Origin of the sequence: Ferrimonas gelatinilytica, assembly GCF_039544205.1 — a bacterium.
Taxonomy (GTDB): domain Bacteria; phylum Pseudomonadota; class Gammaproteobacteria; order Enterobacterales; family Shewanellaceae; genus Ferrimonas; species Ferrimonas gelatinilytica.
In genome coordinates, this window is record NZ_BAABLF010000014.1 from 129187 (window position 1) to 155232 (window position 26046).

The 26046-nt window shown below is 61.0% G+C and carries 26 protein-coding genes; 20 read left to right on the top strand and 6 right to left on the bottom strand.

Annotated elements, in window-relative coordinates; all coding sequences use genetic code 11:
* Window positions 1–87: 87 nt before the first annotated feature.
* The 8 genes from glpE (at window position 88) to ABD997_RS11775 (ending at window position 9188) form a co-directional block, all read left to right on the top strand.
* Window positions 88–405 carry a thiosulfate sulfurtransferase GlpE gene (glpE, locus tag ABD997_RS11740; protein WP_345317209.1) on the top strand — a complete coding sequence of 106 codons (318 nt, stop codon included), beginning with the start codon at window positions 88–90 and terminating at the stop codon, window positions 403–405.
* Window positions 402–1244 carry a rhomboid family intramembrane serine protease GlpG gene (gene glpG, locus ABD997_RS11745; RefSeq protein ID WP_345317210.1) on the top strand — a complete coding sequence of 281 codons (843 nt, stop codon included), beginning with the start codon at window positions 402–404 and terminating at the stop codon, window positions 1242–1244. Before glpE ends, glpG begins: the two co-directional genes overlap by 4 nt.
* Window positions 1245–1318: 74 nt before the next feature.
* A complete protein-coding gene (locus ABD997_RS11750; RefSeq protein ID WP_345317211.1) occupies window positions 1319–1849 on the top strand; it encodes a chorismate--pyruvate lyase family protein in 531 nt (176 codons plus the stop codon).
* Window positions 1850–1974: 125 nt separating this feature from the next.
* On the top strand, window positions 1975–2391 hold the full coding sequence (locus ABD997_RS11755) for a hypothetical protein (protein ID WP_345317212.1): 417 nt from the start codon (window positions 1975–1977) through the stop codon (window positions 2389–2391).
* Between the two features lie 126 nt (window positions 2392–2517).
* Window positions 2518–4191, top strand: coding sequence for an efflux RND transporter periplasmic adaptor subunit (locus ABD997_RS11760; RefSeq protein ID WP_345317213.1), 1674 nt, complete (start codon window positions 2518–2520; stop codon window positions 4189–4191).
* A 9-nt stretch (window positions 4192–4200) separates the two neighbouring features.
* The gene (locus tag ABD997_RS11765) at window positions 4201–7338 is read left to right on the top strand and encodes an efflux RND transporter permease subunit (protein WP_345317214.1); all 3138 of its coding nucleotides are present in this window, start codon (window positions 4201–4203) and stop codon (window positions 7336–7338) included.
* A gap of 96 nt (window positions 7339–7434) precedes the next feature.
* Window positions 7435–8043 (top strand): CueP family metal-binding protein, encoded by a 609-nt coding sequence (locus tag ABD997_RS11770; protein ID WP_345317215.1) that lies wholly within the window; start codon window positions 7435–7437, stop codon window positions 8041–8043.
* 161 nt (window positions 8044–8204) lie between these two features.
* Window positions 8205–9188 (top strand): DUF4382 domain-containing protein, encoded by a 984-nt coding sequence (locus ABD997_RS11775; protein WP_345317216.1) that lies wholly within the window; start codon window positions 8205–8207, stop codon window positions 9186–9188.
* 114 nt (window positions 9189–9302) lie between these two features.
* Here the strand turns inward: ABD997_RS11775 and ABD997_RS11780 are convergent, their stop codons facing one another.
* Window positions 9303–9953: a cupin domain-containing protein gene (locus ABD997_RS11780; RefSeq protein ID WP_345317217.1), complete on the bottom strand. Its 651-nt coding sequence runs from the start codon at window positions 9951–9953 to the stop codon at window positions 9303–9305.
* A gap of 69 nt (window positions 9954–10022) precedes the next feature.
* Entirely contained in the window at window positions 10023–10400 is a 378-nt protein-coding gene (locus tag ABD997_RS11785; protein ID WP_345317218.1) for a hypothetical protein, read from the bottom strand.
* Between the two features lie 236 nt (window positions 10401–10636).
* Between ABD997_RS11785 and ABD997_RS11790 the strand changes: the two genes are divergently transcribed.
* Window positions 10637–11326, top strand: a complete 690-nt coding sequence (locus tag ABD997_RS11790) for a glutathione S-transferase N-terminal domain-containing protein (RefSeq protein WP_345317219.1) — start codon at window positions 10637–10639, stop codon at window positions 11324–11326.
* 93 nt (window positions 11327–11419) lie between these two features.
* On the opposite strand, the gene ABD997_RS11795 is transcribed toward ABD997_RS11790, so the two are convergent.
* From ABD997_RS11795 to plsB, 3 genes are all read right to left on the bottom strand, one after another.
* A complete protein-coding gene (locus tag ABD997_RS11795; protein WP_345317220.1) occupies window positions 11420–12025 on the bottom strand; it encodes a hypothetical protein in 606 nt (201 codons plus the stop codon).
* A gap of 473 nt (window positions 12026–12498) precedes the next feature.
* Window positions 12499–13236, bottom strand: a complete 738-nt coding sequence (locus ABD997_RS11800; protein ID WP_345317221.1) for a tRNA-uridine aminocarboxypropyltransferase — start codon at window positions 13234–13236, stop codon at window positions 12499–12501.
* Between the two features lie 57 nt (window positions 13237–13293).
* A complete protein-coding gene (gene plsB, locus ABD997_RS11805; protein ID WP_345317222.1) occupies window positions 13294–15702 on the bottom strand; it encodes a glycerol-3-phosphate 1-O-acyltransferase PlsB in 2409 nt (802 codons plus the stop codon).
* 235 nt (window positions 15703–15937) lie between these two features.
* On the opposite strand from plsB, the gene lexA reads away from it, so the two are divergent.
* The 6 genes from lexA to ABD997_RS11835 all read left to right on the top strand — a co-directional run bounded on the left by lexA (window position 15938) and on the right by ABD997_RS11835 (window position 21846).
* Window positions 15938–16561, top strand: a complete 624-nt coding sequence (lexA, locus tag ABD997_RS11810; RefSeq protein ID WP_345317223.1) for a transcriptional repressor LexA — start codon at window positions 15938–15940, stop codon at window positions 16559–16561.
* The gene (locus ABD997_RS11815) at window positions 16561–17010 is read left to right on the top strand and encodes a hypothetical protein (RefSeq protein WP_345317224.1); all 450 of its coding nucleotides are present in this window, start codon (window positions 16561–16563) and stop codon (window positions 17008–17010) included. The genes lexA and ABD997_RS11815 overlap by 1 nt, the downstream gene beginning before the upstream one ends.
* A 226-nt stretch (window positions 17011–17236) precedes the next feature.
* Window positions 17237–18775: a cytochrome c oxidase subunit II gene (coxB, locus tag ABD997_RS11820; protein ID WP_425557069.1), complete on the top strand. Its 1539-nt coding sequence runs from the start codon at window positions 17237–17239 to the stop codon at window positions 18773–18775.
* A 13-nt stretch (window positions 18776–18788) separates the two neighbouring features.
* Window positions 18789–20408, top strand: a complete 1620-nt coding sequence (ctaD, locus tag ABD997_RS11825) for a cytochrome c oxidase subunit I (protein WP_345317225.1) — start codon at window positions 18789–18791, stop codon at window positions 20406–20408.
* Window positions 20409–20960, top strand: a complete 552-nt coding sequence (locus ABD997_RS11830) for a cytochrome c oxidase assembly protein (RefSeq protein WP_345317226.1) — start codon at window positions 20409–20411, stop codon at window positions 20958–20960. It abuts the gene before it with no gap.
* Window positions 20961–20973: 13 nt separating this feature from the next.
* The gene (locus tag ABD997_RS11835; protein WP_425557070.1) at window positions 20974–21846 is read left to right on the top strand and encodes a cytochrome c oxidase subunit 3; all 873 of its coding nucleotides are present in this window, start codon (window positions 20974–20976) and stop codon (window positions 21844–21846) included.
* Window positions 21847–21876: 30 nt separating this feature from the next.
* On the opposite strand, the gene ABD997_RS11840 is transcribed toward ABD997_RS11835, so the two are convergent.
* Complete coding sequence (locus ABD997_RS11840; RefSeq protein WP_345317227.1) at window positions 21877–22101, bottom strand: DUF2909 family protein; 225 nt, start codon at window positions 22099–22101, stop codon at window positions 21877–21879.
* A 45-nt stretch (window positions 22102–22146) separates the two neighbouring features.
* On the opposite strand from ABD997_RS11840, the gene ABD997_RS11845 reads away from it, so the two are divergent.
* From ABD997_RS11845 to ABD997_RS11865, 5 genes are all read left to right on the top strand, one after another.
* Window positions 22147–22875: an SURF1 family protein gene (locus tag ABD997_RS11845; protein WP_345317228.1), complete on the top strand. Its 729-nt coding sequence runs from the start codon at window positions 22147–22149 to the stop codon at window positions 22873–22875.
* A 70-nt stretch (window positions 22876–22945) separates the two neighbouring features.
* Entirely contained in the window at window positions 22946–23491 is a 546-nt protein-coding gene (locus ABD997_RS11850) for a hypothetical protein (protein WP_345317229.1), read from the top strand.
* Between the two features lie 8 nt (window positions 23492–23499).
* A complete protein-coding gene (locus ABD997_RS11855; RefSeq protein WP_345317230.1) occupies window positions 23500–24468 on the top strand; it encodes a COX15/CtaA family protein in 969 nt (322 codons plus the stop codon).
* Entirely contained in the window at window positions 24461–25378 is a 918-nt protein-coding gene (gene cyoE, locus ABD997_RS11860) for a heme o synthase (RefSeq protein WP_345317231.1), read from the top strand. Before ABD997_RS11855 ends, cyoE begins: the two co-directional genes overlap by 8 nt.
* Window positions 25375–26037, top strand: a complete 663-nt coding sequence (locus ABD997_RS11865) for an SCO family protein (RefSeq protein WP_345317232.1) — start codon at window positions 25375–25377, stop codon at window positions 26035–26037. Before cyoE ends, ABD997_RS11865 begins: the two co-directional genes overlap by 4 nt.
* The last annotated feature ends 9 nt before the right edge of the window (window positions 26038–26046 follow it).

Sequence of the window (26046 nt, forward strand, 5' to 3'; positions counted from 1 at the left end):
GGAAAAGCGGGTGCGTCGGCCGCGGGGACTTGGTGTCGGGCGCCAGCAGGCAGTAAACTGGGTCAAACGCTTCAGACGGGAATGTAAATGAGTCAGTACCAGTGTCTGCCATTGGCGGATTTCGAGGCGCTGCGTCAGCGCCGTGAGCTCCAGATTGTTGATATTCGCGATGCCAGTGCCTTCGCCGCCGGCCACATCCCCGGCGCGGTGCACCTGCACAACGGCAACCTGGCGGAGTTTGTGCTCAACGCCGAGTTCGAAGAGCCCCTGGTGGTAGTGTGCTATCACGGGATCTCCAGCCAGGGGGCGGCCGGCTATTTGGCGGAGCAGGGCTTCGAGCAGGTTTACAGCCTCGACGGCGGCTTCGAGGGCTGGCAGAAGTGCCAGGTGGTCAGCAACTCATGATGGAGGTTGGGGTACTGGGGGATCCCCGTGCGGCCCAGGCGCTGGTGGATTACCTGCTCTCACAAGGGATCTCGGCTCAGAGCCAGGCGACCAATGACGGGGTGGCCATCCTGGTGGAGGCGCCCCAGTTCCATCGCGGCCGTGAGGAGTATGAACGTTTCCTCAAGGAGCCCTACCATCGGCGCTATATGGCGGCGTCCTGGGAGTCGGGCCAGGTTCACTCTGGCCGCGATGCCAAGTTTGATTACGGCACCCCCGGACTGAGCTTCTTCCAGAGCCTGGTCACCCAGTCCGGCCCCCTGACCCTGCTGTTGCTGTTGGTCTGCGGCGGGATCTGGCTGTTCTGGAATCTCGGTTTTGCCGAGGCGATCTACGGCGCGACCCACTTCTTTGCCAGCTGGGAGGCGATGGGTGACGGCCAGTGGTGGCGTTTCTTTACCCCCTCCCTGATCCACTTCTCTGCCATGCACGTGGTGTTCAACCTGCTGTGGTGGTGGTACCTGGGCGGGCGGATAGAGCGGGAGCGGGGTGCCCTGACGCTGCTGATCCTGTTGCTGGTGGCGGGCACCTTGCCCAACCTGGCGCAGTTTGCCCTGCAGGGGCCCAATTTTGGTGGCCTGTCTGGCGTTGTCTATGCCCTGGTGGGCTACTGTTGGATCAGCGGTCGCTTCAATCCCAACTCGGTGCTGGCCCTGCCGCCCGCCTACGTCGGCTTCCTGCTGCTGTGGTTGGCCCTGGGTTTCATGGGGATGATGAACATGGCCAACTATGCGCATCTTGGCGGCCTGTTGGTGGGCATGGTGCAGGCACTGCTGGATCATCGTTCCCGACGACGTTAACCGGACGGTCGCTCGCCCTTGGAATGAGGGCGGGGTTTGGTACTATGGCCGCACCACTGTGACAAGGATCTCTCATGCCTGCGGTTTCCATGGCTGCCACTGAACTTCCCGATCCCATCCTCGCGACCTGGCTGGAGAATACCGGCTCCCTGACTGCGCGCCTGAAAGCCCTGGGAGGCCGCTTCGAGGTGACGCTGCTGGCCGAGGGGCGTACGCCCGCCGCCGAAGCAGGGCCCGGGTGGCGGCAGGGGGACGCCCTGTGGCATCGGGAGGTGCTGCTTAAGCTCGACGGGGTTGCCTGGGTCTACGCCCTGACCGAGGTGCCGATGGCGACGCTGGCGGCGGGGCATATCGATTTTCGGCGCCTGGGTGAGCAGCCCCTGGGCGAGGTACTTTTTACCCACCCGCAGATGCGCAGGGGCCCCCTGGTGGTCCACCACTACGGTGGGCAGAGCCGTCCGGCTGACGTCGCCCGACAGTTGGGCCAACCGGCGACGCTGGGGTTATGGGGGCGGGGCCGCCAGTTTTTCCTGGCTGAGCGTCCGCTTAGGGTCAACGAGGTGTTCCTCCCCGCGGCGCAGCAAGCCTTGGGCGCAGCGAAGTAACCTTCTGGTTTTTAGCACCTATCTCTCGTTAGCTGGGGGCAAAGAGGTGTGATCCCGTCCCCGTTATGTTCTCGTTGAATCCACTTGTGCTTGGCGTTGGCCTAAGTTTCCGCCACACTAGAGTGATGAAAGCTCACACCCCCATCGCGCTGCGACTCTTCAGTACCCTGATACTGATTGTCGCCCTGGTTAGCCAGGGCGCGGTGGCCCGTGTGCACCTAATGCCGGATCTGCCCGCTGCCGAGATGGTGGCGACGCATGGTGGTCATGTTGGCGGTGGCTCTGAGTCCCAACCCTGTGATTCGTCGATGCCGGCAGAGCACGATTGTTGTGACGAGGCTCCCGCCTCGATGACCTGTCATGGTAATGCTCAGCCCTGCAGTGGCGAGTGTGGGCAGTGCCAGGTGTTCAGCCCTGCCGTTGTGGCATTGCTCGGCAATTCCCTCCCGAACTTGTTGCCGACGCCCGAGCGCGCCCTGCCTCAGGCCAAGTCTTTCCATTCCGTGTCCCTCTCCAGGGACAGCAAGCCGCCCATAGCCTGATCCCCCGTCAATGCGTCGATCCAATGCGGTGATCTGGCCGTTGAGATCGTCTTGAACCCCTTATCTGGCCGTAGCCGGCGAGGAGTCCCGGCACTGAGCCAAGATTGAATGACAGTGGAGTGATCCATGACCCCGTTATGTTTCAAGAAGTTGACCCCCTGCGCTCTGGCGTTGTCACTGGTCCTGCCGGTTCCGGCCCTGGCGACGCCGGCTACTCATCTCCATGGGGAGGCTGCGCCCCTGATCGAGGCCCACGCGGCTGCTCACACCCATGCCTGCCCCATGCACCCGGAGCAAACTGGGGGAGAGGGGGATCGCTGCCCCATCTGCAATATGTTCCTGACTCCGGTGGCCGCTGCGCCCTCTGCGCACCAGCACGATTCGGCTGAGGGTCACGATGATCATGCCGACGCGGCTACCCACACCCATGCCTGCTCCATGCACCCGGAGCAAACTGGAGAAGAGGGGGATCGCTGCCCCATCTGCAACATGTTCCTGACCCCGGTGGCCGCGGCACCCGCTGCGCACCAGCAGAGTTCGGCTGAGGGGCACGATGATCATGCCCCCGCGGCCATCGGGTCTTCGGCGCTTGAGCTCGATCCCCTGCCGCAAGGGATGCCTGAAGCCTCGTCACAGGGCGATACTACCACTCGATATGTGTGTCCCATGCATCCGCAGATCGTCTCCGATGAGCCCGGTACCTGCCCCATCTGTGGCATGAACCTGGAGATGGTTGAGACCGGGGGTGCCGATGAGGCCGTGGTAGTTGGGGTGTCCGGTGGCATGCAGCAGGCCCTGGGAGTGAGGACCCAGGCCGTGGAGCGCGGCACCCTGTGGCGTTACGTCAAAACCCTGGGAACGGTGAAGTACAACGAGGATGCCATCTCCCATGTGCACACTCGGGTCTCCGGCTGGGTGGAGCGGCTGGCGGTCAACTCCGTTGGAGAGAGGGTGAAGCGTGGGCAGCTGCTCTACGAGATCTACTCTCCGGAGCTGGTTAATGCCCAGGACGATTACCTGCAGGCGTTGGACTATCTCAAACAGGATCCTGCCCGGGGCCAGGAACTGCGGCGCAAGGCGCGGCTGCGACTGGAGCTGCTGGGGATTGCCGATTCGGTGATCCGCCAGCTTGAACGTAGCGGCGAGAGCCTTTACCGGGTCCCGTTCTACGCCGAGCAGGATGGTACCGTTAGCATGCTGGCGCTACGGGAGGGGATGTATGTCCAGCCGGGCGAAACTCAGATCGAGCTGGTGGATCTGTCCACGGTGTGGGTGATCGCCGACGTGTTTGAGAATGAACAGAGCTGGCTCGAGGTGGGCCGTTACGCCGACGTGACCGCCGCGTCCCAGGGGCTGTTCGAGCTCGAGGGGAAGATCGATTACATCTATCCGGAGCTGGACCCGGTCACCCGGGCGATGCAGGTGCGGGTCAAACTGGACAACCAAGCTGAGAGTCCGCAGCAGAAGCTTCGTCCCGGTGCCCTGGTGGATGTGGAGCTGTTCGGCGGCCCCCGCCGCGATCTGCTGATCGTGCCCACCGAAGCGCTGATCCTGACCGGCCGGGAAAACCGGGTGGTGGTGCAGCAGACCGATGACAGCTTTGTCTCAGTGCCGGTGCGCTTGGGGATGATCAGCCAGGGCAGGGCGGAGATCCTGGAGGGGCTGAGCGAGGGAGATCGGGTGGTAGTATCGGGCCAGTTCCTGTTGGATTCCGAGGCCAGCATCCAGGGTAGCCTGCGCCGCCTCAGTCAGCAGGGCGGGGGCGAGTCCCAAGCCGGCCATGACCACTCGGCGCACTAGGAGGCCAGGATGTTAGAAAAGATCATCTCCGCGTCCCTGCGCCAACGCGCCATGGTGCTGGTCATCACTGCTGTGGTGGCGATCTATGGCTGGCAGGCGATGCGCACCACGCCGCTGGATGCCCTGCCGGACCTGTCCGATGTCCAGGTGATCATCAAGACCCCCTACCCAGGCCAAGCGCCCCAGCTGGTGGAGGACCAGATCACCTATCCGCTCTCCACCGCCATGTTGGCGGTGCCCGGAGCCCAGACGGTGCGTGGTTTCTCTATGTTCGGGGACAGTTTCGTTTACGTCATTTTCGAGGATGGCACCGACATCTACTGGGCCCGTTCCCGGGTGCTGGAATCCCTGTCTCAGATCCAGAACCAGCTTCCGGCGGGGGTGACTCCGTCTCTGGGGCCCGACGCCTCCGGGGTGGGCTGGGTGTTCCAGTACGCCCTGGTGGATCGCAGTGGTCACCTGGACCTGGCGCAGCTGCGCTCCCTGCAGGACTGGTTTATCAAGCTGGAGCTGCAGAGTGTGGCCGGTGTGTCTGAGATTGCCACCGTTGGCGGGATGGAGCAGGCCTACCAGATCGTGGTGGACCCGCACAAACTGGCGCTTTACCAGTTGGATTTGATGGCGGTGAAGCAGGCGCTGGATAATGCCAACGCTGCGGTGGGTGGCTCGGTGATCGAGATGGCGGAAGCCGAATATATGATCACCGCGTCCGGTTACCGACAGACCTTGGAGGATTTCGAGGAGATCCCCCTGGGCATCGTCTCCGAGTCCGGTACCCCGGTGCTGATGAAGGACGTGGCCCAACTGCGTACTGGCCCGGCTGCCCGCCGCGGCATTGCCGAGCTCGATGGCCAGGGTGAAGTGGTGGGGGGCATCGTGGTGATGCGCTACGGCGAGAACGCCCTGACTACCATTGAGAACGTCAAATCGAAGCTGAGGGAGGTCGAAGCGGGGCTGCCGGACGGGGTGGAGCTGGTGGTGACCTATGACCGCTCGCAGCTGATCCTCAACTCCGTTGATACCCTCAAGAGCAAGGTGTTGGAGGAGATGGCAGTGGTGGCCCTGGTGTGCTTGCTGTTCCTGCTCCATGCCCGCTCCACGGTGGTGGCGGTGGTGACCCTGCCGCTGGCCATTCTGATCAGCTTCATCGTCATGGGTTGGATGGGGGTCAATGCCAACATCATGTCCCTGGGGGGGATTGCCATCGCCATCGGCGCGGTGGTGGACGCCGCCATTGTGATGGTGGAGAACGCCCATAAGCACCTGGAGCATTATCGCGAGACCCACGGCGAGCCGCCCCGGGGGGAGGCGCATTGGCGCCTGATCCGGGAGGCCTCGGTGGAGGTGGGACCGGCGCTGTTTTTCAGCTTGCTGATCATCACCCTCAGTTTCGTTCCGGTGTTTGCCCTGGAGGCCCAGGAGGGGCGCCTGTTCCACCCCCTGGCTTACACCAAAACCTTTGCCATGGCGGCTTCCGCCATCCTGGCGATCACCCTGATCCCGGTGCTGATGGGCTACTTCGTCCGCGGAAAGATCCCGGATGAGCGCAAAAACCCCATCAGCCGGGCGCTGATCGCCCTCTACCAGCCGATGCTGAATGCGGTACTGCGTTTTCCCAAGCTGACCCTGCTGATCGCCCTGCTGGCCCTGGCCAGTGCCTGGTACCCCATGACCCGGATGGGTTCGGAGTTCATGCCGGAGCTGGAGGAGGGTGACCTGCTCTACATGCCCACCACCCTGCCGGGGATCAGTGCCGGTAAGGCGGCGGAGATCCTGCAGCAGACCGATCGCCTGATTAAAACCGTGCCCGAGGTCAAAAGGGTGTTTGGCAAAGTGGGACGGGCGGAGTCGGCAACGGATCCGGCGCCGCTGACCATGCTGGAGACCACCATCATGCTGCACCCGCGCAGCGAGTGGCGACAGGGTCAGACCATGGAAGGGATCATTGATGAACTCCAGCGCACCGTAAGGGTGCCGGGGATCACCAACGCCTGGGTACAGCCGATTAAGACCCGCATCGACATGCTCTCCACCGGGGTACGGACGCCGATCGGAGTGAAGATCGCCGGTGCCGATGTGGAGGAGCTGCAGCGCATCGGCGCCGAAGTGGAGGCGATCCTCAGTCCGCTGGCCGGCACCAAGTCTGCTTTTGCCCAGCGTACCGGTGGCGGTCGCTATATCGATATTGAGCCCAACCTGACGGCCGCTGCCCGCTACGGCATGACGCTCAAAGATATTCAGGACGTGGTGCAGATGGCGATCGGCGGCATGACGGTGGGGGAGTCGGTGCAGGGGCAGGAGCGTTATCCCATCAATATCCGCTACCCGCGGGAGTTGCGGGATGACATCGAGAAGCTGCGTAACCTGCCGGTGCTGACCATGACCGGTAAGTACGTGCCTTTGAGGACGCTGGCGACGCTTGAGATCCGCGATGGCGCACCCATGCTCGCCAGTGAGAACGGCCGCCTGATCTCCTGGGTATTCGTCGACATTCAGGGGCTCTCCATCGGGGAGTACATCGACCAGGCTCGGGCCGCACTGACTGAGCAGTTGCAGCTGCCGCCGCGCTACTCGGTCAGTTTCGCCGGCCAGTATGAGTACATGCAGCGGGTGACCGAGAAGCTGACGCTGGTGATCCCGATGATGCTGGCGGTGATCTTCCTGCTGTTGATGATGACCTTTGGCTCGGTGGTCCAGGCATCGGTGATCATGCTGAGCCTACCCTTTGCCTTGGTGGGCAGCGCCTGGCTGCTGTACCTGCTGGAGTTCAACCTCTCGGTTGCCGTGGCGGTGGGGATGATTGCCCTGGCCGGGGTGGCGGCGGAGTTTGGGGTAGTGATGCAGGTTTATCTCAACAACGCCATCAAGGACCACAGAAAGCAGGGTGAGATGCAAACCGAGCAGGACCTCAAGGCGGCACTGGTGGAGGGTGCGGTGATGCGGATCCGTCCCAAGGCGATGACGGTGGCGACCATCTTCTTCGGCCTGCTGCCCATCATGTGGGGGGGCGGTACCGGCAACGAGGTGATGCAGAAGATCGCGGCGCCGATGGTCGGTGGCATGGTGACGGCGCCGCTGCTGTCGCTGTTCGTGATCCCGGCCATCTACCTGCTGGTCTACCGGCATCGACTGAGCCAGGCGGGTTGAGTCGACCCAAGACGGACTGAAAACGATTTTTAACTCTTTTGGGGCCCCGTCCAGTTAGGGCGGGTAACCGATTTTTAGCTGTAAGGACATTAAAAAATGAAAAAACTATTAGTAGCTTCCCTGATGATCCTGGGTCTGAGTGCCTGTGGGCAAAGTGAGGCAGAGCAGCAGGCGGCGGAATTCGCGGCGCTGGACTACAAGGCTGCAGTGCTCAAGGGGCATGAGTGGTACCGTAACGACCAGGGGATCGTGGTACGGGTCCATCCGGACCGGGTGAACGCCATCTTCGAGGATGGCACCGAGGCCAGCGTGGCGATCCCTGAAGACCAGTTCTTCCTCTCCATCGCCCCTTGGATGACCTTCACCCACCCCTGTGGCAACCATGTTCCCACCGGTTGTACCGGTGAACTGATCGGGGAGCGGATGCACATGAGTGCGGTGGATATGGACAGCGGTGAGGAGATCCTCAACCAGATGGTTACCACCCAGCACGACGGTTTCATCGACTTCTGGGTACCGGCCAAGCGGCGTCTGGCTTTCACCTTCCACTACGAGCATCCGGAGTTTGGTTTGATGGAGGCCACCGAGGTGCTGCCCACCTTTGAGGACAGCCGTACTTGCATCACCACCATGCAGTTGCAGCCGATGGGCGCTACCGGGCCGGTGCCCCAGGCCGATGCCGGTGGTCACCACCATCACCACTAAGAAAAAGAACGGGGCCTGAGGCCCCGTTTTTTTTGGCGCCCGGACCCGCCCTGAGGTCGGGTGATGGCAGGTATCCGGTGGGCGGTTGATCTGGATCAAGACCCACAGTGCTGCAGCATCTAGGCTAGTGCTAATGGGCTCACGAAACAGGGAGCAACGGTATGATGCGCACAAGTTATTGGCTATTGGTTGGGGTATTGGCGGGCTGTGGCGGCGGTGATAACGGCTCGAAACCGGGACCACCTTCCAATCCGCCGCCACAGCCCGCTCAGGGACTTTCCATTGGGCTTTCCGATGCGCCCCTTGATGGGGTTGATCGCATGGTATTTCAGATGCATAGCCTAGAGCTCATCCCCGAAGGGCATATGGGCGGACATCATGGGGGAAGCGATTCGATAGTGCTGGATCTGTCCCGCCATCGGGTCGACATGCTCGCTTACCAGGGAGAGAAAGCCTATCAACTGCTCCGTGAGCACCCACTGGACTCTGGGCGCTACCAACTGCGTTTGCACTGGACGCCAGGCAGCGCTGATCAAGGCTCCTTTGTGGAGGATGGTCAGGGACGCCACCCGCTGCACGCTGACGATCCCTTCCTGGAACTTGGCGAGGTGATGATCCGCTCAGGAGAGCACCACGGTTATACCCTGGAGTTGGACCTGCGCCAGGGCCTGCATCACGATGGCGAGCAGTACCACTTTGCTCATCAGGGGCTGCGCTGGGTGGACGATGCAACCATGGGTCACCTGCTCGGTTCGGTGGAGGCAAGCTGGATTGCCGACTGTGAGGCGGATAATGCCTCGCTGGCGGGACTCGGTAGCCGCTTTACCCATGTGGCCTATCTCTACCCCGAAGGGACTGCTTTGGAGGCGATGGACGACATGGCACCCACGGCAGAGGTGGATAAGGTGACCCCCTTAGCCACCAGTTGGGTGAGACACGATCATCAGGGTGACTGGGTATTTGCCATCGGGTACCTGCCGGCGGGCCGCTACCAGGTGGGATACAGCTGCCTGGGGCACCTGGACCAACCCGAGTCCAATGAATCCGCCGAGAGTGGATTTGCCCTCTACCGGGATGGTGGCCCCCTGGTCATCGACAGTGGCGAGGAGGGCGGTCAGCACAACCGGCACCACTGCGGCGGTTAACGATTTATTGCATCGGCTCAATGGTGCTGAGGCCTCAAGCCCCGCTGACACGCCCCCACCAGGTTGCGAAACCTGCGCGGGGCGTTTGGCGCGAGCGCAATGGCACACCGTGATTCAGGGCAGGAAGGTGACAACGATGAGCGGCATGGGGCTCTCTGTCCCATTGGTGACTGTGCTCGCTTCCGACAGCCACCAAAGCTCCCCGCTGCGCAGATCCCGAGATTGAGACGCCTGGGTCAGCTGGCCCTCCCCAAGGGCGACCACCAGTCCCGGAGACAGGGTCCGGCTCTCTCCTTGAGCCAGCGTCAGGCGCCGGGCATTGCCCTGGGGAAAGGCAAACTGTTGCTGATCCGGCAGACTCATGCGTTCCCTATCGGCTCCGCCACTGTCTCCCTTAAGGGCGATTCCCAGAACGTGTAAGGCACTGGTCTGGCCGCTCATCACCCTATGGGTGAAGGGTCCCACCGTACTGTAGGGCGAGTAGATCAGGGTGCCTTTGGGGGCGCTCTGAGTGACGGCTTGCTCACCGAGGACCTGTGTGACACCTTCCGAGGCAGTAAGGACTAGCGTCAACTGATCGACGCTATGGATGTGGAAGTCGGTACCTTCGCCCGGGGCCAGGCGGACCTCGTAAACCTGCACCCAGTCGTTGTCAAAAACCTGGATATGACGGGCTTCTTCTGCCACCGGAACCACTATTGTCTCGGCTTTTAGGGGGAGGCTGGCCAACAGCAGGCCGCTTAGCCACAGAGTCAATGTTTTCATCGGGGGGGTACCTCTAAAGAGACGGCCCGGAGTGACAGGTCACTCCGGGCCGAGTCGTTTCCATTGCGGTTACTGCTTTTCTAGCATCTCTTCTGCAGCTTGCTGTGTCTCTTCCGCCTGCTGCTCAGCTTCTTCATACGTCTCCTGAGCTGCGTTGGATGCCTCATCGTAGGCGTCTGAAGCGGCCTCCTGGGCCTCATGGTAGGTGTCGCTGGCGCTATCCTTGGCCTCTTCGTAGGCATCAGAGGCGGTGTCTACTGCCTCGTCGTACGCATCACCAACCGCATCGGAAGCGTCGTCGTAGGCATCACCGACGGCGTCCTGGGTCTGTTCCAGCTTATCGCTGGCTTTTTCCAGGGCCTCCTTGGCCTCCTCTTTAGGCTGTTCGCTGCAGGCGGCCAGACCGAGGGTGGAGAGCAGGCAGAGCAGGGCAAAACGTTTCATCATCTATCCTCCTGGTGGTTGTACTCACCTCAGAGTAAATGATGTGTTTCCACATTACTCGAAAAAATTACCTTTTATTTTCGAGGCTTATTCTTTCCTTAAGAGATTTTATGACCCCTCTGGCGGGCTCGCCGGATCCTATGGGTAGCGCCTGCTGTGCTGATCGTCATAGCGCTCTGCTTCGTTTAAGCTTTTAGCCATCAGGCAACCAACAACCGCCCTTAAATTCGGAGCCAAAAATGATCGACCTTCACTACTGGCCAACCCCTAACGGCCACAAAATCACCATTTTTCTCGAAGAGGCTGGGTTGGAGTATCGGATAATTCCCGTCAACATCGGCACTGGCGACCAGTTCAAGCCGGAGTTCCTGGCCATTGCCCCTAACAACCGGATGCCCGCTATTGTGGATCATGCCCCCGCAGATAGTGGGGGCAAGCTGTCCGTATTTGAGTCTGGTGCCATCCTGGAGTACTTGGCGGATAAAGTGGGCCAGTTTCTTCCCCAGGCGCCGCGGCCGAGGACAGAGGTTCTGCAGTGGCTGCACTGGCAGATGGGCGGACTGGGACCGATGGCCGGTCAGAACCATCATTTCAATCATTATGCCCCTGAGACCATTCCCTATGCGCAGCAGCGTTATATCAAGGAGACAGGGCGACTCTATGGCGTGTTGGACCGACAGCTCAACGGGCGGGACTATGTTGCCGGTGAGTACTCCATTGCCGACATGGCGATCTTTCCCTGGGCCAAGCATTGGGAGGGACAGGGGCAGGATATCGGGCAGTTTCCCAATATGGCGATCTGGTTGGAGCGGATGGGAGCCCGGCCCGCAGTGCAAAGAGCCTACGAAGTCGCCGACAGTATCGCCGATGCCAAGCCCGCAACGGAGCTGACACTGGAGCAGAAGAAGCGGTTGTCTAACCTGGATTGAGTCTCGCTGTCCGACGTCGGACGGTTTGTGGCAAAAACAACGCCCTCCTATGAAGGAGGGCGTTCCAGCTTTTTTGCCGGTACAACTTTAGCCTTAGCTCGGATTCTGTTGCGACTGAGTCGGCTGGGACTTGGTGTCCGGTTGCGCTGGGATCTCTTGGTTCCGGTGAGGTTGGAGGTTGGACGCAGGCTGCTCAGAGGGCGTCACCGGGTTGGCTTTACTCTGCTGTTGAATATTCGCGACTTCGTCGTCCAATTGCTGCTTCATTTCGCCCACCCAACCTGCCGCCATCAACACCGATTGGTCATAGAGGGCATCCATCCAGATCACCAGTTCGTCGTAATGGGCCAGCGTCCACTCGCTCGCCCTACCGTACCCGGCTATGCCCAGTCGATTTCCCGCCTGACAGAGTGCGGAGCCTCTGCGGGTGGCGCCCTCTAGCACGGATTGTGTAAAGGGAACCAGCGCCTGTTGCGCTTGTTGCAGCCAGTGTTCTGGGGGGAGCTCTGAAAGAGACTCCGGCTTGTTCTCTTCTCTCTCCTGGGTTTGCTGGTCGGGGGCGTTGGGGGCGGCGGCCCGAATTTGACTGGCGTCAGCCTCGGCGGAGGGCTGAGATTGGGGGCTCGCTGCCGCTTGGCTTTGCACCACCGATAGTGGCAGTAGCAGGGTCATGATCAAGACGACGACAGGGCGGGGCATCGGGCAACTCCGGCAGTAAAAAGAGAGACTAAGCGTAGTTCAAACGAGGGCGATGTGAGGACGATCACGCCTTGTGGATAACTGTGTTGAAAACCCGAGTAAGGCCTCGCAGCAGCGGCCCTGGGGGGATCGGCACCCAGTGAACAGATTGCTGTCATTTTGATCACTGTGGAGCCGCTGTTTGCCCCGTTGACTGAACCAAACCGTCCAGTAGCAGTTCCGGGGTCACTATGAAATCAGCATGAAAACCCGAAGGTTGCGCAAGATTGCTCAACTTTAAGTCGGAAGTGGGTGTTTTTCCGCGCGATTGTGGCTATCGCTGGCTGCTCCAGCGTTGTTCTGTGGCTAAATCGTGACTTCCCGGATCCGGCGCGGATGTGGATAACCTTTTATGCAGGCCATCTATAGGGCTATGAACTTGAGTGAAACCGGGCGGTAGTCTCAGGGTGCTTCTCAGTGCGCATTTTCCCCTTTCAGGGCTGAAGCTGTTCGAGAAAGGTAAAGGGCTCCCCGTGGCTGCAAACCGGTCGCTGACGCTTGCCGGCTTCGTAGCGTCGGGCGAATACCTGGAAAAAGGCATCAAGGGCTTGGGCATTGCGCTGGTCGCCGGCAATCGCCAGGACCTGGGCGGCGACCTCGGCGGTGGCCAGTTGGTGCGGATGGGCGGCACTGCGCAGCCGGTACTGACTGGCCGCCTCCGGGGCGATGGAAAGCACCGGTAAGGACGCCAGGTAGTCGCTTTGAAACATGCGGCGGGCCTGTTTCCAGGTGCCATCGAGCAGGATCATTAGCGGCTGCCGGTGATCGGTCGTTGCCGGAATCTGTTGGATGACCTGCTCCGGCTCGGCATGGCTGGCGGGAAAGACGATGATCGACCGGTAACGAGGGTTCGCCAGAAGCGCTAGCAGCGCGGGGTCCGGCTCGGTGCGATCCCAGCAGAATGCCCGGGTCTCCGGTAAAATTTCTGCGATCAGGCGCCCGGTATTGGTAGGCTTCATCGGCTCCTTGTGATGCATCAGCAGCACAAACTGCAACGGGCTCTGGCCAGGCCTTGCCCAGGGGCAACAGCAATGGGTGCGTGCGATAAGGCAGCGTGGACAGCGATCCACGGTAGCCCCCCGGGCATTGAAGGGGCGGGTGGTGAGAGCCAGGCGCTCTTGTCTTAATCGCAGGACGTCGTTGGGTGGCAGCACTGCCGCAGTGTGATTCATGGAAATTGTCGCTCAAACAAAAGGGGGCGCGTGCGCCCCCTCAATGGACCGCGGAGCTTACTGCGTTCGGCTCAGGGTGTTCTGAATGGTCGGGGTCAGCAGTGGCATCACAATCTGATACAGCGCCTTGACCTGTTCGGTATCGGCATCCTCTCCCAACATTCCCATGGTTTTCAGTTTCGATGTGAGAGTCGTGAACACCTTCTTATCGAAGAACTCCGGCGCACTGATCCCATGCAGCCGGGACATTCGCTCCGCCAGGGCGATGCTGTCCTTCTCCAGCGCCCCCCGCTCGATCCCCGGTTCACTCTGCAACCGCGACAGGACGATGGCGTAGCGCTGGATCGTTTCCTGGATAAGGTCCGCCAGATTACAGAGCACCGCTCGATGGGCGTGGCTGGGCTGCAGCCCTTTGTCGCAGGGCTCCAGCAAGTCGTGCATCACCAGTTCGTTGATCAGCCCTTCGACCTGACGCTCGACATCGTCAAGGTCGAGGCCCATGAACAGCTCAGCCTGCAACAGCGGGTAGAGGGCCCGGATATGTTCGATCAGTGACTCCTTGGAGTGACAGCCTCCGCGCAGCAGCAGGGCGGCGATCAGGGCAGGCAGAACCAGCAGATGGAGACTGTTATTCCGGTAGTAGGTCATGGAGACGGCGGTGCCACTATGGATGCTGATGATTTCACCCATGTGATCTCGGCTGACGTCGAACTTATTCAGGTCAAGCACCATCTGCAGCACCGCCTTGCCATCCCCCTCTGGCACTGTGGTGCGGGCGGTGTAGGGCACCGCGCGGAGCAGGTCCAGGTAAAGGTCCAACTGCTGCTCCAGGGCATGGCGCTCCATGGCGTGCTGCTCTGTGGCCAACAGCACGCTGGCGGTGAGGGTCATGGCGGAGGCGGCAGCGGCGTCATTGATGTTGCACATCAGTTTATTGGCCAACAGGTTGACCGTCGGCGTGAGCCAGGACTGGCGGCCTTCGCCACGCTTCTGCTCCTCCCGCCAGTCGGGATTGGCTTGATTGAGGAACTGGTGAATGGTGATCGGCTCGCCGAAGTTAACGTAGCCCTGACCGTAGTTGCGCAGTTTACGCAGGGCAGAGAACACCTGCCAGGCGTTCTCCTTCTCCTTTTTCTTGCCGGCCAGCTCCTTGTGGTAGGAGGTCACCTCCATCACGTGGTCGTATCCCAGGTAAACGGGGACCAGGGTCACCGGCCGCTCGAGTCCACCCAGCACTGAGTTGACCGTCATGGCGATCATTCCGGTCTTGGGGGGCAGCAGACGCCCGGTGCGTGAGCGCCCGCCTTCGGTGAAATACTCCACTGAGTAGCCGCGCTTAAACAGTTGGTCCAGGTATTCACGGAACACCGTGGAGTAGAGCTTGTTGCCCTTGAAGGAGCGGCGGATGAAGAAGGCGCCACCGCGGCGGAAAATGGGTCCGGCGGGCCAGAAGTTGAGATTGACCCCGGCGGCGATGTGCGGCGGCACCATTCCCTGCTGGTAAATTACGTAGGAGAGCAGCAGGTAGTCCATGTGGCTGCGGTGGCACGGGACGAACACGATCTCGTGGCCATCCTGGGACAGTTGACGTACCTGCTCGGCGCCGCGGACGTTGATCCCTTTATACAGCTTGTTCCACAGCCAGCCCAGGAAACGATCCCCGATACGCACCAGGCCTTCCGAGTAGTCGGCCGCGATCTCGTCCAGGTACTCATGGGCCCGCTGTCGAGCCTTCTCTTCGCTGATATTTTTGCTCCGCGCCTCTTCGGCGATCGCTTCCTTGATCGCCTCGTCAGCCAGCAGGCTGTGGAACAGGGCCTGACGATCCGGCAACCGGGGGCCGGTAGCCACGGTGCGCTGACGGCCGAAGTGTACCCGAGCGACCCGGGCCAGCTTGTTGGCGATGGTGCTGTCGGTACCGTGATTATCGGCCATGTAGCGCAGAGAGACCGCGCGGGAGAAGCGGATAAAGTTGTCGCGGCCCAGTACGGTGATGATGGCGGTTTTGCGAAGCCAGGTCGGGTTGGGCTTGTTGAGCAGGGTCGCACTGACACTGACCTCTTTACCGGGGTTGCGGCCCCACAACAGGCTTACCGGAACCACCTGAATATCGAGATCAGGATCCTGGCGGTGAAGTTCCAGCAGACGTTCGAACTGGCCCTTGAAGTCGGTGCTGTTGCCGCGACCAAAGAGCGGGGTAGCCTCCGCCAGCGCCACCATCCGGGCGACAGGTTCACCATTAATGGTGAGGGGGGCGAAGGGGCTCGGCAGCCCAAGACGCCGACAGCATTCGTGCAGGGCCAGACGATCGGAAAAGGCGTCATGAGGCAAGACATAAACCAAGGGCCGATTGAGATCGAGATCCAGCTCCTCCACCGGGTTTTCCGGGATAGGTTTGCTTTTTACCAACAGCTTCTGCATCCAGTTGATCGGTTGCTGCCAGGGCTTGAGGGTCTTGTGGCTCACGCGTCTGCTTCTCTTGGGCTTAGAACGGTAGGCGCAGAGTGTACACCCAAAGCTAAACGCTGGCAGCAGCCAAGGGGCGGTTGGCGCTTAAGAGGCCCGGATAAGCGGTAAAAAGTCATAGTGATCAGACCTCTGGAAGCGCTTTTTTAATACTTATGATGAGGATGGTGTTGAAATCACCAGATACCTGTATATGATTACAGTATCTCTACTGTACGAATAAACAGGGAATGCCATGAAGCCGCTGACGCCGCGACAGGAGCAGGTTTTTGACCTTATCCGCCAACATATGCAGGACACAGGGATGCCGCCAACCCGGGCGGAGATCGCCCGGCAACTGGGATTTCGCAGTGCCAATGCCGCGGAGGAGCACCTCAAGGCGTTGGCTCGTAAGGAGTATATCGAGATTGTCCCCGGTACCTCGCGCGGGATCCGAATCCTCTTTAACGAACCTGAACCCGAGCAGCTGGGACTGCCACTGATTGGCCGGGTCGCCGCCGGCGAACCCATCCTGGCCCAGGAGCATGTCGAATCGCACTACCAGATGGATCCCAGCCTCTTCCATCCGGAAGCCAGCTACCTGTTGCGGGTTCGCGGTGACTCCATGAAGGAGATCGGGATCCTAGATGGTGACCTGCTGGCGGTACACCAGACCCGTGAGGCAAGAAACGGCCAGGTGGTGGTGGCCCGGGTTGGAGACGACGAAGTGACGGTGAAACGCTTCCAGAAGAGGGGCAATGTGGTCTATCTCCATGCGGAAAATGAGGAGTACGCCCCCATCGTGGTGGATCTCAAGGAGACTCCGCTAACCATCGAAGGCCTCGCCGTCGGAGTGGTACGCAATGGAGACTGGCAATAATGAAATTGCAGCAGGGAACGCGCTTCAATCACCCCGGTTTATGGCAGAGCTCGCGTCGTGCCTGGCCAGCTATGGACACCCAGTGTCATGACAGCCCGGGTGCCGGGCTCCAACGTGTGCTGCCGGCAGCGGCTGAGGCTGCGGGTCAGCAGGGCTGGGTGGTACTGATCAATCCCCCCGCTGGAAACTGGGCTGCCACGCTGGCTCGGGCCGGTGTCGACAGCCGCCGGGTACTGCGTGTCCGTAGCAGCGACGATGTTGAGGCCCTCTGGGCCCTGGAGCAGGCCCTGACAGGGGCGACCTGCGCCCTGGTGCTGGGCTGGTTGCCGGTTTTGGATGCGCGGGATCGGCGTCGGTTGCAGCTGGTCCAACGCCGTGCCCACTGCTCCGCTTACCTGTTTCACGGTGAGCGTGGGGAGATCCTCCACCTGGCCAACCCGGTTCACTGAAACACTCTCCGCCCTGCCTGCAGGATGTTCTTGATCAACTTTTACTCAGCCTGTAGCTTAACTTACGAATTCAATTAGAAAACTTGGCAGCAGTAAAGGCAGATGTTGCGCAGCTCTATCGCGTATGCCCATGCCCATTTCGGGGAAGGAGCTGACATAGGGCTGAGTCGTACTGTGCAAGCTCTTTCTGGACGTTGCGAAAGCAATGCTCAGAGGAGAAGCGTCTGTGAAGTACAAGCTGTTGGCCTGGATGGCCCCATGGATGGCGACGCCCTTCATGGCCAAAGCCTCGCTTTGGAATATGACCCCGGGGGTCACCGAAATCAGTCAGCAGGTCTACAGCCTGCACATGACCATCTTTTATATCTGCTGTGCCATCGCCTTCGTGGTGTTTGGCGTGATGATTATCTCGCTGATCCGGCATCGCAAATCTAAAGGTGCGACTCCCGCCCACTTCCATGAAAGCACCAAGGTGGAGATCGCCTGGACCGTGGTGCCCTTCCTTATCCTCATCGGTATGGCCGTGCCCGCGACCAGTACCTTGATCGCGATGGAAGATCCCAGCGATGCGGATCTCACCATCCAGATCACTGGTTCCCAGTGGAAGTGGCACTACCAATACTTCGGTGAGGATGTGGGCTTCTACAGCCTGCTGTCGACGCCGAAAGCGCAGATAGAAAATCAAGCCGCTAAGGGCGAGAACTACCTGCTGGAAGTGGATAAGCCCCTGGTTCTGCCCACCAATCGAAAGGTGCGTTTCCTGTTGACCTCCGATGATGTGATCCACTCCTGGTGGGTACCGGCTTTCGCGGTGAAAAAGGATGCTAACCCGGGATTTATCAATGAAGCCTGGACTCGGGTGACTGAGCCCGGGATCTACCGGGGTCAGTGTGCCGAGCTGTGCGGCAAAGACCACGGTTACATGCCGGTGGTGGTGGAGGTGTTGCCCGAAGCGGAGTTTGATCTCTGGCTGGAGCAGCAGAAGCGCCTGGCCGCCGATGCCGAGGCCGCCGAGCGTGACTCCCTGTCCGAGCAACTGGGGTTGTCCGAATCCATGACCCTGGGGGAGCAGGTCTACAACGGTCGTTGCGCCGCCTGTCATCAGCCCAACGGCATGGGACTGCCAGGGGTTTTCCCGGCGATCAAGGGCAGTCCCGTGGCGCTCGGGGACGTGGCGGCGCATATCGATATCGTTGCCCACGGCCAGACTGGCACGGCGATGCAGGCGTTTGCGGATCAGCTCAGTCTGAAGGAGTTGGCGGCGGTGGTGACCTATCAGCGCAACGCCTTCGGTAACGACACCGGCGACGTGATCCAGACCCGTGAAGTCAACGACCGTCTTAATGGCGGCGAGCCTGACGAGGCCGGAACCGGGGCAAAGCACACTGAGCCCAACGAGGTTGTCGAGCCCACCTCTGCCATTGAGGCCAGCACCGAAACGACGGCTGCCCTGACCCTGGAACAGGCGATGACGCTGGGGAGCGAAATCTACAACGGACGTTGTGCGGCCTGTCACCAGGTCAACGGCATGGGCGTACCCGGGGCCTTCCCCGCCATCAACGGCAGTGCGATCGCCCTCGGCGAGCCGGCAGAGCATATCTCAATCGTGGCCGAAGGCCGGGCCGGTACCGCCATGATGGGTTTTGCCGGCCAACTCAGCGCGAGAGAGCTGGCGGCGGTGGTGACCTACCAGCGCAATGCCTGGGACAACCAAACCGGTGACCTGATCCAGGCCACCGATGTCGACGCCGTGGCCGGCCAGTAGCAGGAGAGCAACAATGACAACGGCTTTAAAGACCCCCCAGCAGGATCAGCTCGGGCACGTCGAGACACAGAGTGATACTCACCACCATGACCACCACCTTACGGGGTGGCGACGCTGGCTGCTGACCACCAACCACAAAGAGATCGGCACCCTCTACCTCTGGTTCAGTTTCGCCATGTTCCTGATCGGTGGCGCGATGGCGATGGTGATCCGCGCTGAGCTGTTCCAGCCGGGTCTTCAGTTGGTGGATCCCCACTTCTTCAACCAGATGACCACGGTCCATGGCTTGATCATGGTGTTTGGGGCGGTGATGCCCGCCTTCACTGGCCTCGCCAACTGGATGATCCCGATGATGATCGGGGCACCGGACATGGCACTGCCGCGGATGAATAACTGGAGCTTTTGGATCCTGCCTTTTGCCTTCGCCTTGCTGATCGGCAGTCTCTTTATGGAGGGGGGTGGCCCCGCCTTTGGTTGGACTTTCTACGCCCCGCTGTCGACCACCTTTTCCGGTGACTCCACCGCCCTGTTCGTGTTCTCGGTACACATCATGGGGATCAGCTCCATCATGGGGGCGATCAACGTCATCGTGACCATCGTCAACCTGCGGGCACCCGGGATGACCTGGATGAAGTTACCGCTGTTTGTCTGGACCTGGCTGATCACCGCCTTCCTGCTGATCGCGGTGATGCCGGTACTGGCCGGGGTGGTCACCATGGTGCTGACCGACAAGTACTTCGGCACCAGCTTCTTCGATGCCGCCGGTGGCGGTGATCCTGTGATGTTCCAGCATATCTTCTGGTTCTTCGGCCACCCAGAGGTCTACATCATGATCCTGCCGGCATTCGGCGTGATCTCCGCTATCGTGCCGGCATTCTCTCGCAAGAAGCTGTTTGGCTATGCCTCCATGGTGTATGCCACCGCTTCCATCGCCGGCCTCTCCTTCCTGGTGTGGGCGCACCACATGTTCACCACTGGCATGCCGGTGGCGGCAGAGCTGTTCTTCATGTACTGCACCATGCTGATCTCGGTCCCCACCGGGGTGAAGGTGTTCAACTGGGTCGCCACCATGTGGCGGGGGGCGATTAGCTTCGAGGCGCCGATGCTGTTTGCCCTGGCGTTTATCGTACTGTTCACCATCGGCGGCCTGTCCGGCCTGATGCTGTCGCTTACCCCGATCGACTTTCAGTACCACGATACCTACTTTGTGGTTGCGCACTTCCACTATGTCCTGGTGACCGGGGCGGTGTTCTCCATCATGGCGGCGGCCTACTACTGGCTACCTAAGTGGACCGGTCACATGTACTCGGAAACCCTGGCACGGTGGCACTTCTGGTGCTCCATTATCTCGGTCAATGTACTGTTTTTCCCCATGCACTTCCTGGGACTGGCGGGGATGCCGCGACGCATTCCGGATTACGCATTGCAGTTTGCCGACATCAACCAGGTGGTTTCCATCGGCGGGTTCGCCTTCGGCCTGTCCCAGCTGATCTTCCTGGCACTGGTGATCAAGTGCATCCGCGGTGGCCAGAAAGCCCCCGCCAAGCCCTGGGACGGGGCGGAGGGGCTGGAGTGGACCGTGCCATCACCGGCACCACTGCACACCTTCGATACCCCGCCGGTGGTGAAGTAGATGAACGCACCGCAATCGCAACCGGCACAGCACGGGCGCCTCGCGGCCCGGCTGCTGCTGGTGGTAGTGGGAATGTTCGGGTTCGGCTTTGCCCTGGTGCCCCTGTATGACGTTTTCTGCGACATCACCGGGATCAATGGCAAAACCTCCCAGGAGGTGGCGGCATTGAGTACTGGGGTGGATGAAAGTCGCACCGTCACCGTGGAGTTCGTGACCTACGTCCGGGGAGACATGCCCTGGGAGTTCAAGCCAGTAACCGAGCGGATCCAGGTACATCCTGGGGAAACACATCAGGTGGCGTTCCTGGCCCGAAATCGCTCCGGCGAAAGCACCGTAGGGCAGGCGATCCCCTCAGTCAGCCCCGGCACCGGCGCGCTCTACTTCTCTAAGATCGAATGTTTCTGTTTCAATAACCAGCCTCTTGCCGCAGGCGAAGAGGCGGAAATGGGGTTGGTGTTCTACGTGGATCCGGAGTTGCCTGAGTCGATCCGAACCCTGACCTTGTCTTACACGCTCTACAACATCACCGAGCAGGCGATGGGGCGTGGCTAAGGAGAGTCAAATCATGCAGCAACACGAGAAATACTATGTTCCAGCCCAGAGTCCCTGGCCCATCATCGGTGCCGTGGGGCTGTTTTTAATCGCGTTGGGCGCCGGCACCTACGTTAGTAGCCTCGACAGCGGTGGCGGCCCCGGTGGCTATGTGCTGCTGACCGGGATCGCGGTGATCCTCTTTATGCTGGTGGGGTGGTTTCGCAATGTCATTCAGGAGTCGATGAGCGGACTCTACTCGGCCCAGATGGATCGCTCCTTCCGACAGGGGATGTCCTGGTTCATCTTCTCCGAAGTGATGTTCTTTGCCGCCTTCTTCGGGGCCCTCTTCTATGCCCGCATGGTCGCGGTGCCCTGGCTTGGCGGGGCAGGCAACAACGCCATGACCCACGAGGTGCTCTGGCCCGGCTTCGAAGCGGTCTGGCCGCTGCTGACGACGCCGGGAGGCAGTCAGACCGAGGCGATGCCCTGGACCGGCCTGCCGCTATACAACACCCTCATTCTGGTGGCTTCCTCCGTCACGCTCCATTTGGCCCACGTCGCACTGGAGCAGGGTAAACGCCGGGTGCTCACCACCTGGCTTGGGATCACCATCCTGCTGGGGGTTGCCTTCCTGTTTCTCCAGGTGGAGGAGTACCTGCATGCGTACCAGGAGATGGGACTGACCCTCAGCTCCGGGATCTACGGTAACACCTTCTTCCTGCTCACCGGCTTTCACGGCATGCACGTGACCTTGGGTACCATCATGCTGATGGTGATGTTTGGCCGGGTGCTGAAAGGCCACTTCAGTGCCGAGAAGCAGTTTGGCTTCCAGGCCTCCAGCTGGTACTGGCACTTCGTGGACGTTGTCTGGCTTTGCCTGTTTGTCTTCGTATACGTGCTCTAACCACGCTGGCCTGGGATGTTCGAGGCCCAGTTAGTAGGGGCGCGGGTTAACCGGCACCAGGCCGCTGGCGATAGCCAGGATAAGCAGTACCAACACCAGGGCCGACAGTCCCACACGGCGACCCAGATAGCGGGTCATCGGTGGTCTGTCGGCTTTTTGGTCGGCCCTGAGCATGGCCACGCCGGCCCGGCCCAGATTAAACAGGATGTAGAGCAGCAGTAGAACAATGGCAGATTTAAACAGGGTGATGATCATGGTGGCTCCTTGCCGTCATCGACCGCCTGCCCCACAGGAGCAGGCATGACAAAAGTGGGGTTCCTGGGTGCACTGCTCACTGTGCTGGCTTGCATTGCGCTGGTCAAGCTCGGACTCTGGCAGCTGGACAGAGCGGAGGAAAAGCGCCACTGGATGGCACAGCTGGAGCAGCGCGGTACGCAAACCCTGGATTGGCCGCTCAGTGGTGAGGAGCTGACCGGGTACCGCCTCTCGGTAGAGGGATATTGGCTGCCACAGCATGCGCTCTTACTGGATAATCAGGTGTGGGAGGGGAGGGTCGGTTACCGTTGGCTGGTGCCGGTTCAAATCCACGAAGCGTCCCCCTGGCTGCTGGTGGACCTTGGTTTTGTTACCGCCCCCCGCCACCGCCAGGCACTGCCGGAACTCCCGACGCTGCCCACTCAGTCCGCTCTGGTCGGCCGGTTGCGACAGCCGGGGGCCAACCGGCTCTCAAGCAGACTCAGTCCAGAGCGGGTCGAACCTTCGGCACCACTGCGGGTACAGGCCTTGAACTGGACGGAGCTGTCGGCGCTGTGGCAGCACCCTGTGGTTCCGGCACTGCTGTGGTTGCAGCAGCCGGCCGAACTGGGTTTTGAGCGTCCGTGGCAGCCGATCAACCTCGCTCCGGAGAAACATCAGGCGTATGCACTGCAGTGGTTCTCCCTGGCAGCAGCCTGTCTGGTGATTGCCCTGGTGGTAGCGCGACGGCGGGGGTTGCATGCGATTGGGGCTGCCGATAACTTAAACACTTAAGCGATTTAAGTTTTTGTCTAGATGTCACCCGCGGTACCGGTGATCGTTTGCGTTGCATTGGGAGATCCGCATGTCCTCCATCGGTACGCGTCAACGCACCCTGCTTGTGTTGTTGCTCGCTTTTGCTCTGCCCGTGATCTTTGCTTATACCGCCCTCAAGTTGGGCTGGTACCAAGGTGGTGCCACCAACCGTGGGGAGCTGCTCAGTGACCTCAGTTATCAGCAACTGGCCCTGACCAACCCGGAGCCCAGACGTTGGCAGATGGCGATGCTGTTACCCGCGCAATGCGCCGCGGACTGCGAGGCCCAGCTGACCCTTCTGCGCCAGGCGCACCTTGCCCTGGGCCGCGAGCAGGAGCGGGTGCAGCCGATTCTTTTTGTGATGCCGGAGTCCGACCCCGGAATGCTGGCTCGTCTTGGCGAAGCGCCTTTCCTCCAGGCTGAGATCAACACCCAGGCGCGCCAGGCGATGGGCGCCTATGCCCTGGTGGTGATCGATCCTCTGGGCCAGTGGGTGATGGGGTATCGCAGCGGCGAGGTGGGGCCACCCCTGACCTTGGGACAGGACCTGCTGGCCGATCTTCGTAAACTCCTCAAGCTCTCCCGGATCGGTTAGGAGGTCAGATGCGCAATTTCACCCTGTTTACGCTAGCCCTCGCCCTGGTGGTGATCCTGCTGGGAGCTTTTACCCGGCTGACCGACGCCGGACTCGGCTGTCCCGACTGGCCGGGCTGCTATGGCTACCTGGTGGTGCCCCAGGAACATCAACATGCCATTGCCGAAGCGCGCTTTCCTGAGCGCCCGGTAGAGATGGCCAAGGCCTGGGCGGAGATGGTTCATCGCTATGTCGCCGGCACTCTGGGCCTCTGTATCCTCGCCCTGGCTTTGATGGCCTGGCGTCGTCCCGCGGCGCCCAAGGGGTTGCCCTGGCTGCTGGTGGGGCTGGTGGTCTTCCAGGCAGCTCTGGGGATGTGGACGGTCACCCTGAACCTGCTGCCGCTGGTGGTGATGGGCCATCTCATTGGTGGTTTTAGTATCCTGGCCCTGCTGTTTCTGCTCTGGTTGCGCCAGTCACCACAGCGGGGCCCCTTGCCGAATGGTACCAAGCCACTGGGCACCCTGGCTGTGGTGGCAACCGGTGTCCTGCTGGTGCAGATCATGCTCGGTGGCTGGACCTCGGCCAACTATGCCTCCCTCGCCTGTACCGAATTACCGGTATGCGAGGGCGACTGGGCATCCCGTCTGGATCCGGAGGCAGCGTTCCACCCCCTGCCACCGCCGGCCAAAAGCTACGAGTTCGGGGTACTGGATTACCCCGCCCGCATGACCATTCATGTCAGCCACAGGATCTGGGCCCTGATCACCGCCCTGGTGTTGCTACTCCTGGCGCTGCGCTTGTGGACACAGGGGCTTCGTCGGGAAGCGTTGGCAGTGACGGGTGTGTTGATGCTGCAGCTGATGCTGGGGATCGCCAACGTGGTGGCCAGTCTGCCGCTGCCGGTGGCCGTGGCTCACAACGGGGTGGCAGCCCTGCTGCTGCTGTCACTGGTGGCCGTCAACTATCGCCTATGGCAAAGGAGTCGCTATGAGTAAAGCCGAGGTTGCAGCCCTGCCGATAGCCGGATGGGCGTGGAGAGATTATCTGGAGATGACCAAGCCCAAGGTGGTGGCATTGATGCTGCTGACGGCGCTGGTGGGGATGGCGCTGGCCAGTGATGGTTGGATCCCGCTGCCGGCGCTACTCTTCGGACTGTCAGGGATCGCTCTGATGGCTGGCTCCGCCGCCGCCATCAATCACCTTCTGGATCGTCGCATCGATACCTTGATGGCACGGACCTTAAACCGTCCCCTGCCCAAGGGACGTGTTGCCGCGCCCCAGGCACTGGGGTTTGCCATGATCCTCGGCATTGCTGGCTTTACCCTGCTTTACTTGTGGGTTAATCCGCTGACCGCCTGGTTGACCTTTGCCAGCCTGGTGGGTTACGCGGTGATCTACACCGGTTTCCTGAAACGGGCCACGCCACAGAACATCGTGATCGGCGGTTTGGCGGGGGCGATGCCGCCCCTGCTGGGCTGGACCGCGGTGACCGGGGACTTCCACGGTAACGGGATGCTGCTGGTGATCATCATCTTCGCCTGGACGCCCCCGCATTTCTGGGCCCTGGCAATCCACCGTCGGGATGATTACGCCAGGGCGGGCCTGCCGATGCTGCCGGTGACCCACGGGATCGAGTACACCAAGACCCATATCCTGCTCTACAGCTTCCTGCTGGCCCTGGCCTGTCTGCTGCCGGTATTGGTGGGGATGAGTGGCGCTCTATACCTGGCCGGTTCCACCCTCCTGAGTCTTGGCTTTATGTGGCGTGCTTGGCAGTTGAAGTTCCAGCCCGAGCGCTACTCACCGATGAAGCTGTTTCTGTTTTCCATCTGGCACCTGATGGCGCTGTTCGTGCTGCTGCTGGCGGATTTCTACGGCGCCCCCTACCTGGAGTTCTGGCGATGACCCTGCGTTGGCAATGGCTTATCTTGGTGGGCCTGCTTGCCCTGGCGGCGGGTCTTGGAGTGGCGCTGCAGCGGGAGGCACCGGCGCGTCCCCTGGTGTCCGCCCTGTGGCTGGAAAATCCGCGCCCGTTGCCACCCTTCGAACTGGTGAGCCAGAGCAAGGGGCAGTTCACCAATGAACAGTTGGAAGGTCGCTGGACCCTGTTGTTCATGGGCTTCACCGCCTGCCCGGATGTCTGTCCTACTACGCTGTCGGATCTTGCCCGGGTTTACGACACCCTGAGGGTGGAGTTGACCGAGGCCCCGCTTCAGGTGGTGTTGATGAGCGTGGATCCCGGTCGTGACTCACCGGATCGACTGGCCAGCTATATCCGTTTCTTCAATCCGGAGTTCAAGGCGATCACCGGTGATCATGGCCAGCTCTACCAACTCAGTCAGGCACTGGGATTGGTGTACCAACTGGTGGATAACCCCAACGGTGATGGCAGCGGCGAGGATTACCTGGTGGATCACAGTGCCGATATTGTCCTGATCAACCCCGACGGCGAGTTGGAGGCGATCTTCCGTCCCGAGGGAGGGGTCGGTGAGATCCGCCGGGTCTCCATGGCGAGACTGAAGGCAGATTATCCGGTGATCACCACCTACCGGGGCAACGAATGAGCAACGGAG

What these genes read in the sequence shown, in the direction of transcription:
- ABD997_RS11845 (WP_345317228.1), top strand. Translation starts at nt 22,147, where the DNA reads ATGACAAAAGTGGGGTTCCTGGGTGCACTGCTCACTGTGCTGGCTTGC.
- ABD997_RS11750 (WP_345317211.1), top strand. Translation starts at nt 1,319, where the DNA reads ATGCCTGCGGTTTCCATGGCTGCCACTGAACTTCCCGATCCCATCCTC.
- ABD997_RS11830 (WP_345317226.1), top strand. Translation starts at nt 20,409, where the DNA reads ATGAACGCACCGCAATCGCAACCGGCACAGCACGGGCGCCTCGCGGCC.
- ABD997_RS11785 (WP_345317218.1), bottom strand. Translation starts at nt 10,400, where the DNA reads ATGATGAAACGTTTTGCCCTGCTCTGCCTGCTCTCCACCCTCGGTCTG.
- ABD997_RS11795 (WP_345317220.1), bottom strand. Translation starts at nt 12,025, where the DNA reads ATGCCCCGCCCTGTCGTCGTCTTGATCATGACCCTGCTACTGCCACTA.
- ABD997_RS11755 (WP_345317212.1), top strand. Translation starts at nt 1,975, where the DNA reads ATGAAAGCTCACACCCCCATCGCGCTGCGACTCTTCAGTACCCTGATA.
- ABD997_RS11865 (WP_345317232.1), top strand. Translation starts at nt 25,375, where the DNA reads ATGACCCTGCGTTGGCAATGGCTTATCTTGGTGGGCCTGCTTGCCCTG.
- glpG (WP_345317210.1), top strand. Translation starts at nt 402, where the DNA reads ATGATGGAGGTTGGGGTACTGGGGGATCCCCGTGCGGCCCAGGCGCTG.
- ABD997_RS11855 (WP_345317230.1), top strand. Translation starts at nt 23,500, where the DNA reads ATGCGCAATTTCACCCTGTTTACGCTAGCCCTCGCCCTGGTGGTGATC.
- ABD997_RS11765 (WP_345317214.1), top strand. Translation starts at nt 4,201, where the DNA reads ATGTTAGAAAAGATCATCTCCGCGTCCCTGCGCCAACGCGCCATGGTG.
- ABD997_RS11790 (WP_345317219.1), top strand. Translation starts at nt 10,637, where the DNA reads ATGATCGACCTTCACTACTGGCCAACCCCTAACGGCCACAAAATCACC.
- ABD997_RS11770 (WP_345317215.1), top strand. Translation starts at nt 7,435, where the DNA reads ATGAAAAAACTATTAGTAGCTTCCCTGATGATCCTGGGTCTGAGTGCC.
- ABD997_RS11775 (WP_345317216.1), top strand. Translation starts at nt 8,205, where the DNA reads ATGATGCGCACAAGTTATTGGCTATTGGTTGGGGTATTGGCGGGCTGT.
- ABD997_RS11835 (WP_425557070.1), top strand. Translation starts at nt 20,974, where the DNA reads ATGCAGCAACACGAGAAATACTATGTTCCAGCCCAGAGTCCCTGGCCC.
- ABD997_RS11800 (WP_345317221.1), bottom strand. Translation starts at nt 13,236, where the DNA reads ATGAATCACACTGCGGCAGTGCTGCCACCCAACGACGTCCTGCGATTA.
- ABD997_RS11780 (WP_345317217.1), bottom strand. Translation starts at nt 9,953, where the DNA reads ATGAAAACATTGACTCTGTGGCTAAGCGGCCTGCTGTTGGCCAGCCTC.
- ABD997_RS11840 (WP_345317227.1), bottom strand. Translation starts at nt 22,101, where the DNA reads ATGATCATCACCCTGTTTAAATCTGCCATTGTTCTACTGCTGCTCTAC.
- lexA (WP_345317223.1), top strand. Translation starts at nt 15,938, where the DNA reads ATGAAGCCGCTGACGCCGCGACAGGAGCAGGTTTTTGACCTTATCCGC.
- ABD997_RS11850 (WP_345317229.1), top strand. Translation starts at nt 22,946, where the DNA reads ATGTCCTCCATCGGTACGCGTCAACGCACCCTGCTTGTGTTGTTGCTC.
- ctaD (WP_345317225.1), top strand. Translation starts at nt 18,789, where the DNA reads ATGACAACGGCTTTAAAGACCCCCCAGCAGGATCAGCTCGGGCACGTC.
- ABD997_RS11815 (WP_345317224.1), top strand. Translation starts at nt 16,561, where the DNA reads ATGAAATTGCAGCAGGGAACGCGCTTCAATCACCCCGGTTTATGGCAG.
- cyoE (WP_345317231.1), top strand. Translation starts at nt 24,461, where the DNA reads ATGAGTAAAGCCGAGGTTGCAGCCCTGCCGATAGCCGGATGGGCGTGG.
- glpE (WP_345317209.1), top strand. Translation starts at nt 88, where the DNA reads ATGAGTCAGTACCAGTGTCTGCCATTGGCGGATTTCGAGGCGCTGCGT.
- ABD997_RS11760 (WP_345317213.1), top strand. Translation starts at nt 2,518, where the DNA reads ATGACCCCGTTATGTTTCAAGAAGTTGACCCCCTGCGCTCTGGCGTTG.